This is a genomic window from Bradyrhizobium sp. ARR65, from assembly GCF_000472385.1.
Lineage (GTDB): Bacteria > Pseudomonadota > Alphaproteobacteria > Rhizobiales > Xanthobacteraceae > Bradyrhizobium.
The window spans coordinates 1-12,962 of the sequence record NZ_AWZU01000051.1 but is presented as its reverse complement, the minus strand read 5'-3'; the positions used below and the strand labels follow the sequence as shown (position 1 = coordinate 12,962).

The window sequence follows — 12,962 nt, the reverse complement described above, 5'->3', positions numbered from 1 at the left end:
AGACGCGCTGCGCCAACTCTGTACTGCTCATGACGCCACCAACTTCCCCGGAAGTGACGCACCGAGGGCCATCGTCAATGTTTAGGGTTGCTGGTGCAGCCCGCTGACTCAAAAAGTGCGGGCAGTGACGCCGTGGCAAGGGCGCTGTTCTTAATTTCCATCGCCCGTCGATCGATAAATCATCAATCTGCTTTGCCAGTAGAGTCAACATCCCGGCCTAAAAAAGCGGGCAGGAAGGAACTTGCGACTAAACAAGTTCTTCCCGACGCGGCGCGGCGTATGTGACGGGCATTGGCGATCGAGGGAACGCCGAGCTTGCCGGAGACGATATCGTTCGACAGCATTGCGATGTCGTGCTTCGTGACCTCGCCCGGCCTTCGTCGGGAAAACCAACTACTTCCCCGTCCACACCGGCTTGCGCTTTTCCGCGAAGGCTTTCAGCCCTTCCTTGGCGTCTTCGGTCATCGCAAGGAGCGCGATCTGGCTTTCGGTGTAGGCGATGCTCTCATCGAACGACATCGCGGCGATTGCGCGCATGGCATATTTGCCGCGGCGGATCGCGGTCGGCGACTTGTCGACGATGCGCCCGATCAGCCATTCAACCTTGGCATCGAGCTCGGCCGCCGGCACCACATAGTTGAGCAGGCCCGCTCCTTGCGCTGCGTTTGCGTCGAACGGCTCACCGGTCAGCGCCCACTCGTTCACAAGCCGCGGCGGCGCCATCGACTGCAGCAGACTCATCACCTGCATCGGAAACACGCCGACCTTGACCTCAGGCAAGCCGAAGATCGCGTGATCGGCCGCGATCGCCATATCGGTCATGCAGAGCAGCCCCATGCCGCCGGCCATGCACACGCCGCCGACACGCGCAATCGCGGGTTTTGTCGCGTTCTGCGACAGCCTGAGCAGGTCGGCGTAATCGACATTCGGCCTGGAAAAATCCATCGAGAAAGCAGCACCGGAATTCTGCAGATCGGCGCCGGCGCAAAAGGCTTTTTCTCCGGCGCCGGTCAACACGATGACGCGCACGCTCTTGTCCTCATGGGCGTCGCGGTAGCCCTTCGCGATGCCCGCGATCACATCTGCGTTAAGTGCGTTGCGCTTCTCCGGTCGGTTGATGGTGATCCAGAACGCTTGTCCGCGCTTTTCCAGGATGATGCTGCCATTTTCGCTCATCGAACGACCTGCTTTCTTTTTCCTCGCGCAACCATTTGCGCCGACAGCGGAGCCAACCGCAAGGGCGCAGTCTTGCGTCAGAGCCGCGGACGCGCCGCCCGGCAAACCAACATTCGCAGACTCATCAATGGGTTGGCTGGCGAGCCCGGGACGCTGAATGGCCAGCCCTGGAACCTGCCGGCGTGTTGCAGGAGAGCCGCGCCTGGCCAGAAAGTGAGCCGGCCGGACCGTCCTCTATTGCGGATGCGAATGCGGGAATCCTATACCCTGTACAAACATTGCGTATCGGCAGAGGCATCCATGACATCGAATAGCGGCAATGTGGCGCGTTTCGGCGGTTTTCTGTCGCTGAGTGCGCCGGGGGGCGGCTGGTCCAAGGCCGCGCTGCTTGCCCTCCTCCTGGTGGCGATGCCGATGGCGTCGGCTCGGGTTGTCCATGCCGCCCCGGCGGCGCCGCCCAGCGCTCACGTCTACCTGATGCGCGGGGTCCTCAATATCTTCTCGCTGGGCATGGACCAGATCGCCAGCCGGCTGCAGCAGCAGGGCATCCCCGCCAGCGTCCACAATCATATGCTCTGGGCCTCTGTCGCCGATGACGCCGCCGCCGAATATCGCAGCGGGCGCGCGAAGGTGATCATCCTGGTCGGCCATTCCTCTGGCGCGACCTGCCTGCCGGACATGGTCGCGCGGCTGAGTGCGCAAGGCGTGCCGGTGAAGCTCGCGATCGGGTTGGATTCGGTCTTCCACACCAGCCTGTCCGGGCGGGTTGGAAAATACATCAACTTCTACGTCGCCAACGGCGCGGGCACCCGTGTGGAAAGAGCTCAGAATTTCCAGGGAACGCTTGAGAATGTCGACGTCGAGCGCGTGCCTGGCGTCGGCCATCTCACGATCGACAAGAACGAACTGATTCAGCAGAAGGTGATCGCGGCCATCGACGCGGCGGTGGCGAGCGGCCCGAGCGTGACGCCGACAACGAGGCCAGTGGCGCGGAAGCCGGCGCCCGGCGTCGCCCCACAAGCATCTGGAGCCAGGCGCGCGGCTGCTGCCAACTGATTGAGATTGCCGGCGGGCGCGGACCCGGTCTGCGAGGTGCCTCAAATTCCGCCCATTCGTTTGCGATGCATTGAAAATGCGCCCGATGAGGCGCCTCGGCGTCGCCGGCGCCAAGAGCCGCGAATGTGGGGGCCGTGAGAGCTGAAACGAGAAACCCAAAGCGGGTCGCGAGCCTCCTGGCAGGCGTGGCGGTGCTTGCCTGTATATTGGGCATACACGCGCAAGAGGTGATCGCCCGCCCGATCAAGCAGGCCGTCGCGCGGGGGGCCGACAGTCCGCCACAGCCGCAGGCGAAAGGCGCGGCTTCGGCGGCAGCGGTTGCGCCGTCCGCGAGCGACCCCCTGCCGATCGTCCCGCGCGGACGCGCCTACGTGTTTCGCGGCGCCTTGGGGCCGATTTTCTCCACCGGCATGGACCGGCTTAGCGAAAAGATCGAACGCGCCGGCATCCCGGCCACGACCTATGAGTTCACGCTGTGCCCGCTGATCGCCTCAAAGGCAATCGAGAGCTACCGACAGGATCCTGCCCCGATCATCCTGATCGGGCATTCCATGGGCGGACGCTGCGCGCTGCAGTTCTCTGAAAAGCTCCAGGAGGAGGGTATTCCGGTCAGCCTGGTCGTCACCATCGACCCGGCCCATTTGAGCCCGGACGTGCCCGCCAATGTCGAGCGCTTCATCAATATCTACTTGTCCAAGAACGTGCTCGGCGGCGGCGACATCAAACCAGTCGCGGGTTTTCCCGGACATTATGCGAGCTACGACGTCGAACAGCACGACGAGATCTCGCACATCACGATCGACAAGGTTGATGCGATCCATCAGCAGCTTGTGACCAAGATCTTGCAGCTCACGGCGACGCCAGCAAAAACGGGCGACGAGATCTTGCCGCTTCGCTATGCCGTTCCGCCCAAAGAGGAGATCGAGCTGTGGGACAGCGGCATGGCGGTCGCGGCACGTCCGGGCGATACGCTGCAGGCGCTTGCCCTCCAGTATCACCTGCCGCTGTGGGCCCTCACCCAGGTCAACCCGATGCCGGCTAATCTGCCGCTCGTTCCCGGCCAGCGTGTCACGGTGCCGCGCCATCTCGAACCGCCAGTTACCACCGCTGCCGCGCCGATACCCTCAGGCAGGTAAGTGGTGTTACTGGCGTGCCGAGCGGGTGCTTACGAGCGGCGCAGGAACGGCACGATCATAGGGACGCGGCGACTGTAGTTTCGGTACGCCTCTTGCCCCAGTTCGATGGATAGAAACCCTTCTTCCATCCGCGCCTTCTGCCATTCGCCGAAACAGACGAACAGCGCGCCGAGCAGCGCGGGCCAAGTCGCGACCGCAAGGCCTGTCGCGAGCATGCCGATGATGAGGCCGGTATAGATCGGATGACGCACCATTCCGTAAGGACCGGTATCGATGATCCGATGCCCTTCCTTATGGGTGATGGCATTGGACCAGAAGCGCCCAAGATGGATCCGCGCCCACCAGGTGAAGGAGATGCCGAGCAAGGTCACCACCGCAAGCACGTAGGTGCCAAAAGTGCCTGGATTGTAGAGCGGCTTCGCTCCGACGACCTGCGCGGTCAAAGGCATCAGCAAAATCGCGCCGACCAGGATCGGCAGCCGATAGACCCAGGAATCCCAGGTTCGCACATGTGTCTTGGTCCGGCCCGACCAAAACGAGGCAACCACCCAGCTCACGACCCAAGCAAGCCAGATCAGCGCCAGCAATTTGGTGGGCCAAGTGACGATCCAGCCGCTCAACAGCGCGCCGCTGATATCGCCCAAACTGCTAAGCATGCTTCAAGACCTCGCTAACGGGTGCAGCCATCATGCGAGCGATCGTCTCATGCAGGACCGGCTCGACCGGACGGGGCGCATAACCAAGTTCGCGCCGCGCCTTCTCGATCGACAGCGCACTCGCCCGCCGCGCGATGCGGACCCCCTCAACAGTCGCCGCAGGGGTACGGCGGGTGACATAATTTGCGTTGAACTCTATCACGGATGCCGCCAGCTCCGCGAGTCGGCCCGGTATAGGAACAAACAACTTACGACGGCCGCTGACGGACGCCATCAGAGCCAAAACCTGCCCGAGCGGAATGGAATCGCCGCCGAGGACGTAGCGGTTTCCCACCCGCCCCTTCTCCATCGCGAGAATAAGGCCGTGCGCGACGTCGCGCACATCCACCAGGTTCACGATAAAATCCAGATAGATTCGCACCGGCCCGCCGCCGAGGAAATGCCGCAGCATCGCCGTTGGCGGCGTGTGGTTGTGATCGTGCGTGCCGATCGGCATGGTGGGGCAACCGACGACAACCGGAAAGCCCGATGCCGCCGCCTGCAGCGCCAACCTGTCCGCGAGCATCTTGGAGCGGGTGTAAGGGCCCGGCATTTCGTCGACCGAAAGCTCGGCATCCTCCGCTGCGGGCTGACCGGGTTTGGAGCTGCGGAACAGGATCGACTCGGTCGAGCAGTGCAGAAAGCGGGCGACGTCTCGCTTGCGCGCGGCGGCGAGCACGTTTTCGGTCCCTTTGAAATTGATGGCGTAGAATTCGTCCCGATCGCGCTTCCACATCCCCGGGTGTCCGGCCAGATGATAGACCTCGCCGACGTCCCTCATGACTTCCTGAACAAGACCCTGGTCGAGCACCGAGCCCTCGACATATTCCACGCCCGGCATCGGGCGGGTGGGCAGGCGGACATCGAGCACGCGCACACAGTGACCAGCACCGACAAGTTCGGACACCAAATGCTGGCCAATAAAGCCGCTACCGCCAGTGACGAGAATGCGTGTCATGAAGCAGAATTCGGCGCGTCTCAGCGATTGGCCTGAGCCGGCTCAGGCACCGATCCGATGATGGCTGCGAGATCGTGTCGGAAACCCAGCGCAATGAACAATTTGGCCATAACAAACATCGGGCCGAGCAAAAAATGCACGGGATGATCGGACATCGACGGCTTCCGCCGCTCGAAGACCTTATGGCCGACGACTTGAGCCGTGACGCCACACACCGCCAAGACCACCGCAAGGGTCCACACGCCGGCGACGCCCACATTGGCCACAATGGCCGAGGCGGTCGACAACAACAGAACGGCCGCCGCGACGATGGCCAGTCCAAGCGGAGGATCAAGCGCCAACCAGTAAATCAGGACGGGCAGCGCCAGCAGCGTGGCCAGCGTGAGATGGCCATCGAACCCCGGAATGGGCACCATCGTCAGCGGAAGGACCGCGGCAAGGAAAAGGAAGATGATACCAAACACATGAGCCGCGCAGTTCCTGGGATCACGGTGATATTCAACGTAATCGGCGAGCTGATGCCGGAAATAGGCGGTCATGCGAACCCCTCTTTCGGTTAGAGACGCGAAGATGCGGTCGGGCGATTGGCCACAACGACAGCACATTTCAGCATCTTCACGGGTCTCCGGCGAGAAAGCCTTGCTACTTAAGCTACTCCTCCCGCCGATGTCAAAATGGGTGGTTATGCGATCCTGAGAAAAAGGCAAGCAGGAAACAAAAGTCCATCGTAATCCAGACCGTCGACAAGAACAATCGGCGTACCCCTCAGACAAAGGCCGTGAATCAGGCCTGTTTGCAACAGTTTAGCGAATCGGACGAGCGAGAGTGTGTCGGCAATTAAGGCGGCCATTTTGACGCTTATGGACCGAAAGTGTGGCGCATGGGCCGTGCGCATCTTCGCCGCACCATGATGCGGCCGCTTGTCGGCTGAAACAATGCCGCACCCACTCCCACCGCCGCCTTTGCTCAACTCCCGTCGGTTGCAGCAAGCGCCGCCTTCTTCACCCAAACCTTGTTGTCGTGGAAGGCCGCGCCGCCGATCGGCGCGACCGCCTCGGCTCCCGTCAATGTGTTGATGCCGCGACCGCCAATATGGTCGCGGTTCGGATGAATGGATTCCGCGATCAAGACGCCGCGATGCACACCCTCGAACAGCTTTGCGATCAGCGTGGTCTCCCCGCGCGTATTGCCGAGCGTCACGGCATCGCCGTCGGCGATCCCGAGGGCCGCGGCGTCGCGCGGGTGAATCATCACGGAAGCCCTGCCCTCGCGTGCCTGCGATGAGGGGGTCTCATTGAATGTCGTGTTGAGGAAACTGCGCGAGGGACTGGTGGCGAGGCGGAACGGGTGCGCCTCGTCCGCCTCCTCAATGGCTGTCCAGTGATCCGGCAAGGACGGCATCTTGTCCACCTCGCCCATGATCTGCCCGAACAGCGGCTGCGCCCAGTCAACCCTAAAATGGAATTTCTTGTCGGCGTGCGCGAAGCCGTCGAGATAGTGCGAGGTGCGGAAATCCGGCTGCAAGTCGCGCCACATGTCCGCTTGCAGATTTTCTATAGCGCCGTGCCCGCTCAGTTTCAGGGTGGCATCGATCAATTGGCGCGGCGTCATCTCGAAGCCGGGATGGACTGCGCCGACCCGCCGGGCCAAGCCCTGAAGCACCTCATGATTGCTGCGACATTCGCCGGGCGGATCGATCAGCTTCGGGCCGACCGAAATGTACTGATGCCCACCGCCGTAATAGAGGTCGTCGTGCTCCATGAACATCGTCGCCGGCAACACAATATCGGCCATTTGCGCCGTCTCGGTCATGAACTGCTCGTGCACGGCGACGAACAGATCCTCGCGCGCAAAACCTTGGCGGACCAGCGCCTGCTCGGGCGCGACCGTCACCGGATTGGTGTTCTGGATCAGCATCGCCTTGACCGGGCCTTTGCCGCGCAACGCTTGCGCGTCTCCAGTCAGGATGCGCCCGACCTTGGATTGATCGAGCAGGCGAATGTTCGGGTCGATCGCATCGTGTCCCTCGACGATCGCCTCATTGAAGCGCCAGAGCGCCGCATTGTTGAAGAAGGCGCCGCCGCCTTCATACTGCCAGGCGCCGGTCACCGCCGGGATGCATAGCGCGGCGTGCATTTGCGTCGCGCCGTTTCGGGTGCGGGTAAAGCCGTAGCCAAGGCGGAAGAATGTGCGCTTGGTTTGGCCGACGGCGCGTGCGAACGCCTCGATCTCCTCAACCGGTACACCGCAAATCGACGCGGCCCATTCAGGCGTCCGCGTCCGCAAATGCGCCTCGAGCTCGGCGGGACAATCGGTGTAGCGCGCGAGATAGTCGCGATCGGCAAGACCTTCACGGAACAGCACGTGCATGACGCCGCAAGCAAACGCGGCATCAGTTCCCGGTCGCAGGATGATCTTGATGTCAGCCTGCTTCATGGTCTCGTTGTCGTAGATGTCGACCGCCGCGATTTTGGCGCCGCGCTCCTTCTTCGCGCGGGCGGCGTGCGTCATCACGTTGACCTGGGTGTTCACCGGATTGGTGCCCCAGATCACGATCAGATCCGACACGCCCATCTCGCGCGGATCGGCGCCGGCGATTTTACCGGTTCCCATGGCAAAGCCGATGCGGGCGATGTTGGAGCAGATCGTGGCATAGAAGCGGGAATACTTCTTCACATGGGTGAGGCGGTTGATGCCGTTTTTCATCACGATGCCCATCGTGCCCGCATAGTAATAGGGCCAGACGGACTCCGAGCCGAACTCGCGCTCGGCCGCGTTGAAACGATCGGCGATTTCGTCCAACGCCTCATCCCAGGAAATCCGCGCGAATTGGCCGGAACCCTTCGGGCCAGTCCTTCGCAGCGGATACATCAGCCGCTCGGGGTGATGGATGCGCTCGGCATAGCGCGCGACCTTCGCGCAAACGACACCCGCCGTGTAGGTCTGCCGCTTGGACCCGCGAACCCGTCCGATGCGCTGCCCATCGATCACCTCGACATCGAGCGCACAGGCCGATGGGCAATCATGCGGACACGTGGAGTGGCGAATATCGATACTGGCCTGCTTATTCATGATGCGAATTAGTAGCATCAAAAATCTGAGCAGCCGAGCGCATTTGTCCGGCAATCCCCGCGCAAAATTCGCACGCAAGCCATGCGCTAACCGGAGAAATAGGCCCCGCCATTGGCATGGATCGCCTGCCCCGTGATGTACCGCGCACCCGGGCCGCACAGGAAACGGACGGCCGCGGCGACATCTTCCGGCTTGCCACGCTCGCCCGTTCGCGTTTGATGGGTCACATGATGCGCCGGTTCCGGCTGATCTTTCGGTAGCGGTGTGCTGATCAATCCCGGAACCACGCAATTGACGGTGATGCCGTCGGCGGCAAGCTCGGTTGCGAGCGCGCGGGTGAAGCCCACGATGCCGGCCTTGGCCGTGACCACGTGGGCGCGGTTGCCGGCGCCGGTATGCGCGCTCAAGCCGCCGATATTGACGATGCGTCCCGAACCGCTCTGCCGCAGCGCCGCAAGGCAGGCCTTGGTGCAGTGAAAGGCACCGTCGAGCGTCACATCGAGGATCGCGCGCCACTCGGCATAGTCCATCTCCGCAAACGACTTTTCCCGCCGCAGCGCCGCATTGTTGACGAGAATGTCGATGCGGCCGAAAGCGTTGAGGGTCGCTTCCGCCATCGCCTGCACAGATTTGGGATCGACGACATCGCCGGTATGGACCAGCGCCTTCTCGCCGGATGCCTCGATCTCGCGAGCGACTGCGTCGGCCTCAGCGCGATTGCTGCGCGCGCCCACGAGGATTGCAGCGCCGGCCTCCGCCAGTGTCAACGCGATGGCGCGGCCAATGTTGCGCCCGGCCCCGGTGACGATGGCAACCTTGCCGGCGAGTTCTTTGCTCATGCTGCTTCCTCGGTAAGCGTCTCCCTCCCGCCGCGGATAGGCAATACATTGGAGGAGTCCGCGCAACACCGAACGTACTCATGCTTTCGTTCGCGCCAATTCCACACTCCGTCGGCATCAGGTCCCCTTCGCAAACCCGAAAGGCGACCGTATCGGAGCCAGAAGAGGCCTCCGTCACCCCGGGCGAGATCATCTCGGAATGGTGGGCGACATCAAATCGGAATACTGGGCGAGATCATTCCGGAATGGTGGGCGGCATCGAGCGGAATCAGCATCCTCGCGCAAAAAATTGCGCGAAGAGCGCGTTGACCACAGGTCCAGGCGGAGACAATCCGGCCTTCCCTGCGCAGTGGTTTACGACTTACTTCGTACTCCTCGGTGAGCCAGGTTTTCTTTGTAACCGTCATCGGCGCGATGCTCAACGTGCATCCCGCCAACTTGGCGCCAGCCTCGGGGCGCCAGGACCACACGACCTGATGTCCAGCCCTTTTTCGGACTGAAAAGGCCTTCGATGTCAAGTATTTGCTGAAGACGCGCCAACCGATGACTCTGCCAGGCAGATTAGGTCCTATGCCCATTGGCACTACGTAACCGGCTGACACTAGAAATGAAGGCCAGGCTTCGTGGCTGGCCATCCTTGATTTCGGGCTGGCCCTCGAACCGGGCGATCATTTCCTTGAAAAACGGGTAGCTGTCTCGACGCCGCACGCGCACGCGATCCCGAAGCTTATCGCATCCTCGTCCGGCGATGGCCTGCGGCTCGCCTTTCAAGACGTAATGCAGCACCCCGCAGAGCAGCCGCCTTTTCGTTCCGCCGCCATGGCTTCATCTCTTCAGGCGAATTGCGCGAGACCTTGGCCGACGGACCAATTCTCTTTCGCTGCGTCGAGAATGTTCACGAACACGTCTTCGGAACGTATACCGGGGCTTTCGCCGAGCAATTCCGCGATGCGGCGGAAAAGCGCCTTCTTTTGTTCGGCAGTGCGCGTGTTAAATACCGTAATCTGGATGTACACCGTATCCGGGCTCCGGGTGATGCCGTAGCCGTTGCCGTAGCGGAAGTTCGCGGGCTCGTGCTCGCTGATCGTCATGAATTGGTCGTCTTCGACCACGTTTAGCGTTTCTCGCATTGCGCGGTAAAGGCCATCGAAGATCGCCTGTCGGTAGGCTTCCGGCTTTCCCTTTTGCAATGAGATGTGAAGAAGAGGCATGCGAAATCCCTTTGCGCTGCCCTACCGCTGGTCCCACTCCCTACAGCCGCGATCGGCTAAGGGCACCGTCACGCAGGTTCTTAACACCATGTCAAAATCGTATGTTTTTGACGACGCGTCAAGTAAATTCTATTCTCGGATGCTCGGAGGAGGAAAACCTTGAGACCACGAGAATTCGACCACGACGACGTCCTGCGCATCGCGTTCGATCAATTCTGGCGCAAGGGAGTACGCGGAGCGTCGCTTTCTGACATCGCGCGTGACGCGGGTGTCCAAAGGGGCAGTCTCTACAATGCCTTTGGCAGCAAGGAAGCGCTGTTCCTCTGCGCCTACGAGCGCTATGCGAGCGAATATCTGAGCTCTTTGCAGAGAGCACTGGGCTCGGGGACGTTGCGACAGCGTCTCACGGCGTTTTTTGATCTGACGATAAAGAACTTCCGATCGGGTTCGCCGCCCCGGGGATGTCCTACTACGCGAGGGTTAATGGAGCTCGGAGCAGATGAAAACGCGCGACGAGCCTTTGCGGATCTGATTAGTCGTATCACCAGCCTAGTCCAGGAAACATTGTCCATCGGTATCAAGCGGGGCGAATTTGACGGAACTCCCGAGGTCGCGGCATTGCACATCGTCACCGTGACGCGTGGATTGGCTGTGCTTGAAAGAGCCTTTGGCGATGACGCGAAACTCCGTAGGATCGCGGCAAACACGATCAATCTTCTATTGAAGAAGGAGTAAGAGGCGCGAAAGGCGTGATCCCATGGTCGGGCTTGTGTAACCGACCGGGCGGTCGTCGAAGCATATTGCTAATGCTCATTCGACCGCTGCCGGAGCAGCGGTTCGAAAAGCGATTGACACTCGGCGCCGGCGGGCGTGAGGCGGAGCGCAAATCCCTCCCGACCTCGGCCGAAATAACAATTGCTGCCGATGCGCGATCGGCATCGGCAGCTTAACCTTACGACAGAGATCAAGAATTTCATTCTGCAAGTCCAACACGGTCGCGTGAAGTCAATGACTTGCTGCAAGTAAGTCCGTTGCCGCTGAGCTCGGCATCCACGAACATACTGTTGATAAATGGCGCCGCCGATTTTTGAAGAACCGCTGTGATGGCCTGCTTGACGAGCCCCGCCCTGGCCGCCCCCGAACCATCAAGGACGATCAGGTTGCTGCCGTGATCGAGCGGACATTGCGTACGACGCCGGCCGATGCGACGCACTCGTCGATCCGCTCAATGGCCGCGGAAACTGGCTTTTCTCACACTACTATCCGCCGAATGTGGATGGCGTTCGGCCTGCAGCCACACCGGAGCCAGACATTCAAGCTGTCGAGCCATCCGCTCTTCGTCGACAAGGTGCGCGATATCGTCGGTCTTTACATGTCCCCGCCGCACCGAGCTCTTGTCCTCAGCATCGATGAGAAAAGCGAGATCCAGGCACTCGATCGCGAGCAGCCAGTCTTGCCGATGATGCCCGGGGTGCTGGAACGTCGCACGCACAGCTATGTGCGTGCACCATAAGAAGCCGAAACCCTTCAAATGGACCAAGTCCGCGGATCAGATTTTAGCTTCCGTCAAACGCTTCTGCCACAAAGCCCAGCAGACATTATGTGGCGAACTTTTATTCACGTGACTGGTTCGAATGCGTCGCCCATCGGCTGAAACTGTTCCGCCAGCGCATCGTAGATGCCGATCCGCAGGCTCGGAAATCTCCGCTTGAGCTCCGCTGCTGCCTTCGCGACTCCTTCACGTGTCGCGAATTCGGCTTTCATTTGACCGCCTACTACAATCGCGAAGCCGCTCGATGGAAGATCTTTTCGATTTCGAGTCATAAGCTCGTTGGATAATCCCGCTTTCGATGTAACCCCATGTAAAATGAGTCCGTCATGGCGATCAAGCTGCATCCCGCACGATCTCCTCAGCCGCGTTTGCGCGGATCAAGGTGAAGAACCAGATGCATCCCGCGATGGAGCGAGTGCTGGACGATCTGCGCTGATCGCGGTGTATACTGGATGCAGCAAGCGTCGGACCCCGAGTACCGCGATGCAAAAAGCTCAAGAGAATATCGGATCGTCAGCTAACGCTTAGCACTTCCTGCGCACTCAATGGTTGGCCGGCCGGCGGCGCCTTCCGCTTTTGCCGTCCTGCCGACTCGCTTATCAACCGGGGATTTGTCTCGAGTTCGCTTGCGGACCTCATTCATTCCACGTCGGCTTGGCCTCCACGCGGCCGAGCGCTTGATCAGACAAACGGGACGCTTGCTCCTATCGTCAAGTTGGTTGCGCTGTCAGCCCAGCGCTGCGTCGTCAGACTTGATCGGATGGCGAACCTGAACTTCTTGGATGGTCCCGCACTCGGGACAGCGCGCCGTCCAGAACTCGGAGCCGGGTTGGTTGCCCGGGATTACGTGTTGGATTTTCATCACGGCTCCGCACCGAGGACAGCGCGAACATTGAGTGACGCCAGAAGGCGCTCGGTGCGGAGAAAGTAAGTCAGGCATGACAATACCGCAGATGCCAACGGCCGTCGCCTTTGGCTATCCAACGCGAGCGCTTGTTTTTGAACAGCGGGCACTTCTGCCTTTGGCTATCCGCGACAGGCGCCGTTTTGCTAACGGCGGGCGACGGCCTTCTGGTTCTGACTACAAGTGGCCAACGCGCGGTTCGTTCCTAAAACAAACACAATCCGTGAAGTTGGAGTGGAAACCGGGAACAGCAATTCCTCCCTCTTTTCCAAGGCAGGCGAGTGATGGAGCACAAGGATTTCGAGTACCACCTTCTGCAGATTGCTATCCACCTGGCTGGAAATGGATCATGTTTGTTGATGC

Annotated in this window: 13 protein-coding genes and 1 pseudogene; 5 read left to right on the top strand and 9 right to left on the bottom strand. The window is 60.9% G+C overall.

What is annotated here, in order from left to right; genetic code table 11:
• Nucleotides 1-393 precede the first annotated feature (393 nt).
• On the bottom strand, nt 394-1,176 hold the full coding sequence (locus F758_RS0135420; RefSeq protein WP_024512296.1) for an enoyl-CoA hydratase/isomerase family protein: 783 nt from the start codon (nt 1,174-1,176) through the stop codon (nt 394-396).
• 300 nt (nt 1,177-1,476) lie between these two features.
• Here F758_RS0135420 and F758_RS45285 point away from each other — a divergent pair, with 300 nt between their 5' ends.
• Together F758_RS45285 and F758_RS0135410 are read left to right on the top strand one after the other, a co-directional pair.
• Complete coding sequence (locus F758_RS45285) at nt 1,477-2,232, top strand: hypothetical protein (RefSeq protein ID WP_024512295.1); 756 nt, start codon at nt 1,477-1,479, stop codon at nt 2,230-2,232.
• Nucleotides 2,233-2,366: 134 nt separating this feature from the next.
• Nucleotides 2,367-3,368 (top strand): thioesterase domain-containing protein, encoded by a 1,002-nt coding sequence (locus F758_RS0135410; RefSeq protein ID WP_084305910.1) that lies wholly within the window; start codon nt 2,367-2,369, stop codon nt 3,366-3,368.
• 29 nt (nt 3,369-3,397) lie between these two features.
• Here F758_RS0135410 and F758_RS0135405 read toward each other — a convergent pair whose 3' ends face one another.
• The 7 genes from F758_RS0135405 to F758_RS0135380 all read right to left on the bottom strand — a co-directional run bounded on the left by F758_RS0135405 (nt 3,398) and on the right by F758_RS0135380 (nt 10,143).
• Complete coding sequence (locus F758_RS0135405) at nt 3,398-4,024, bottom strand: methyltransferase family protein (RefSeq protein ID WP_051387133.1); 627 nt, start codon at nt 4,022-4,024, stop codon at nt 3,398-3,400.
• Nucleotides 4,017-5,021 carry an NAD-dependent epimerase/dehydratase family protein gene (locus F758_RS0135400; RefSeq protein ID WP_024512292.1) on the bottom strand — a complete coding sequence of 335 codons (1,005 nt, stop codon included), beginning with the start codon at nt 5,019-5,021 and terminating at the stop codon, nt 4,017-4,019. The genes F758_RS0135405 and F758_RS0135400 overlap by 8 nt, the downstream gene beginning before the upstream one ends.
• Before the next feature lie 20 nt (nt 5,022-5,041).
• Nucleotides 5,042-5,560 (bottom strand): Mpo1 family 2-hydroxy fatty acid dioxygenase, encoded by a 519-nt coding sequence (locus F758_RS0135395; protein WP_024512291.1) that lies wholly within the window; start codon nt 5,558-5,560, stop codon nt 5,042-5,044.
• 427 nt (nt 5,561-5,987) lie between these two features.
• On the bottom strand, nt 5,988-8,093 hold the full coding sequence (locus tag F758_RS0135390; RefSeq protein ID WP_024512290.1) for a molybdopterin-containing oxidoreductase family protein: 2,106 nt from the start codon (nt 8,091-8,093) through the stop codon (nt 5,988-5,990).
• Nucleotides 8,094-8,179: 86 nt separating this feature from the next.
• Entirely contained in the window at nt 8,180-8,932 is a 753-nt protein-coding gene (locus F758_RS0135385; protein WP_024512289.1) for a 3-oxoacyl-ACP reductase family protein, read from the bottom strand.
• A 212-nt stretch (nt 8,933-9,144) separates the two neighbouring features.
• Complete coding sequence (locus F758_RS50190; protein ID WP_157450317.1) at nt 9,145-9,354, bottom strand: hypothetical protein; 210 nt, start codon at nt 9,352-9,354, stop codon at nt 9,145-9,147.
• 411 nt (nt 9,355-9,765) lie between these two features.
• Nucleotides 9,766-10,143: a tautomerase family protein gene (locus tag F758_RS0135380; protein WP_024512288.1), complete on the bottom strand. Its 378-nt coding sequence runs from the start codon at nt 10,141-10,143 to the stop codon at nt 9,766-9,768.
• Nucleotides 10,144-10,302: 159 nt separating this feature from the next.
• Here F758_RS0135380 and F758_RS0135375 point away from each other — a divergent pair, with 159 nt between their 5' ends.
• Complete coding sequence (locus tag F758_RS0135375; protein ID WP_024512287.1) at nt 10,303-10,878, top strand: TetR/AcrR family transcriptional regulator; 576 nt, start codon at nt 10,303-10,305, stop codon at nt 10,876-10,878.
• A 286-nt stretch (nt 10,879-11,164) separates the two neighbouring features.
• Nucleotides 11,165-11,768 (top strand): annotated as a pseudogene (locus F758_RS53530) (IS630 family transposase); the annotation flags it as partial.
• On the opposite strand, the gene F758_RS0135355 reads toward F758_RS53530, so the two are convergent.
• Complete coding sequence (locus F758_RS0135355; RefSeq protein ID WP_245286681.1) at nt 11,761-12,039, bottom strand: hypothetical protein; 279 nt, start codon at nt 12,037-12,039, stop codon at nt 11,761-11,763. The pseudogene F758_RS53530 and the gene F758_RS0135355 overlap by 8 nt on opposite strands.
• Before the next feature lie 594 nt (nt 12,040-12,633).
• Between F758_RS0135355 and F758_RS51450 the strand changes: the two genes are divergently transcribed.
• Nucleotides 12,634-12,962: hypothetical protein (locus F758_RS51450; RefSeq protein ID WP_210200104.1), on the top strand; the 329-nt coding region annotated here is incomplete at its 3' end.

What these genes read in the sequence shown, in the direction of transcription:
- F758_RS0135400 (WP_024512292.1), bottom strand. Translation starts at nt 5,021, where the DNA reads ATGACACGCATTCTCGTCACTGGCGGTAGCGGCTTTATTGGCCAGCAT.
- F758_RS0135385 (WP_024512289.1), bottom strand. Translation starts at nt 8,932, where the DNA reads ATGAGCAAAGAACTCGCCGGCAAGGTTGCCATCGTCACCGGGGCCGGG.
- F758_RS0135380 (WP_024512288.1), bottom strand. Translation starts at nt 10,143, where the DNA reads ATGCCTCTTCTTCACATCTCATTGCAAAAGGGAAAGCCGGAAGCCTAC.
- F758_RS0135405 (WP_051387133.1), bottom strand. Translation starts at nt 4,024, where the DNA reads ATGCTTAGCAGTTTGGGCGATATCAGCGGCGCGCTGTTGAGCGGCTGG.
- F758_RS0135395 (WP_024512291.1), bottom strand. Translation starts at nt 5,560, where the DNA reads ATGACCGCCTATTTCCGGCATCAGCTCGCCGATTACGTTGAATATCAC.
- F758_RS0135390 (WP_024512290.1), bottom strand. Translation starts at nt 8,093, where the DNA reads ATGAATAAGCAGGCCAGTATCGATATTCGCCACTCCACGTGTCCGCAT.
- F758_RS45285 (WP_024512295.1), top strand. Translation starts at nt 1,477, where the DNA reads ATGACATCGAATAGCGGCAATGTGGCGCGTTTCGGCGGTTTTCTGTCG.
- F758_RS0135355 (WP_245286681.1), bottom strand. Translation starts at nt 12,039, where the DNA reads ATGCAGCTTGATCGCCATGACGGACTCATTTTACATGGGGTTACATCG.
- F758_RS0135420 (WP_024512296.1), bottom strand. Translation starts at nt 1,176, where the DNA reads ATGAGCGAAAATGGCAGCATCATCCTGGAAAAGCGCGGACAAGCGTTC.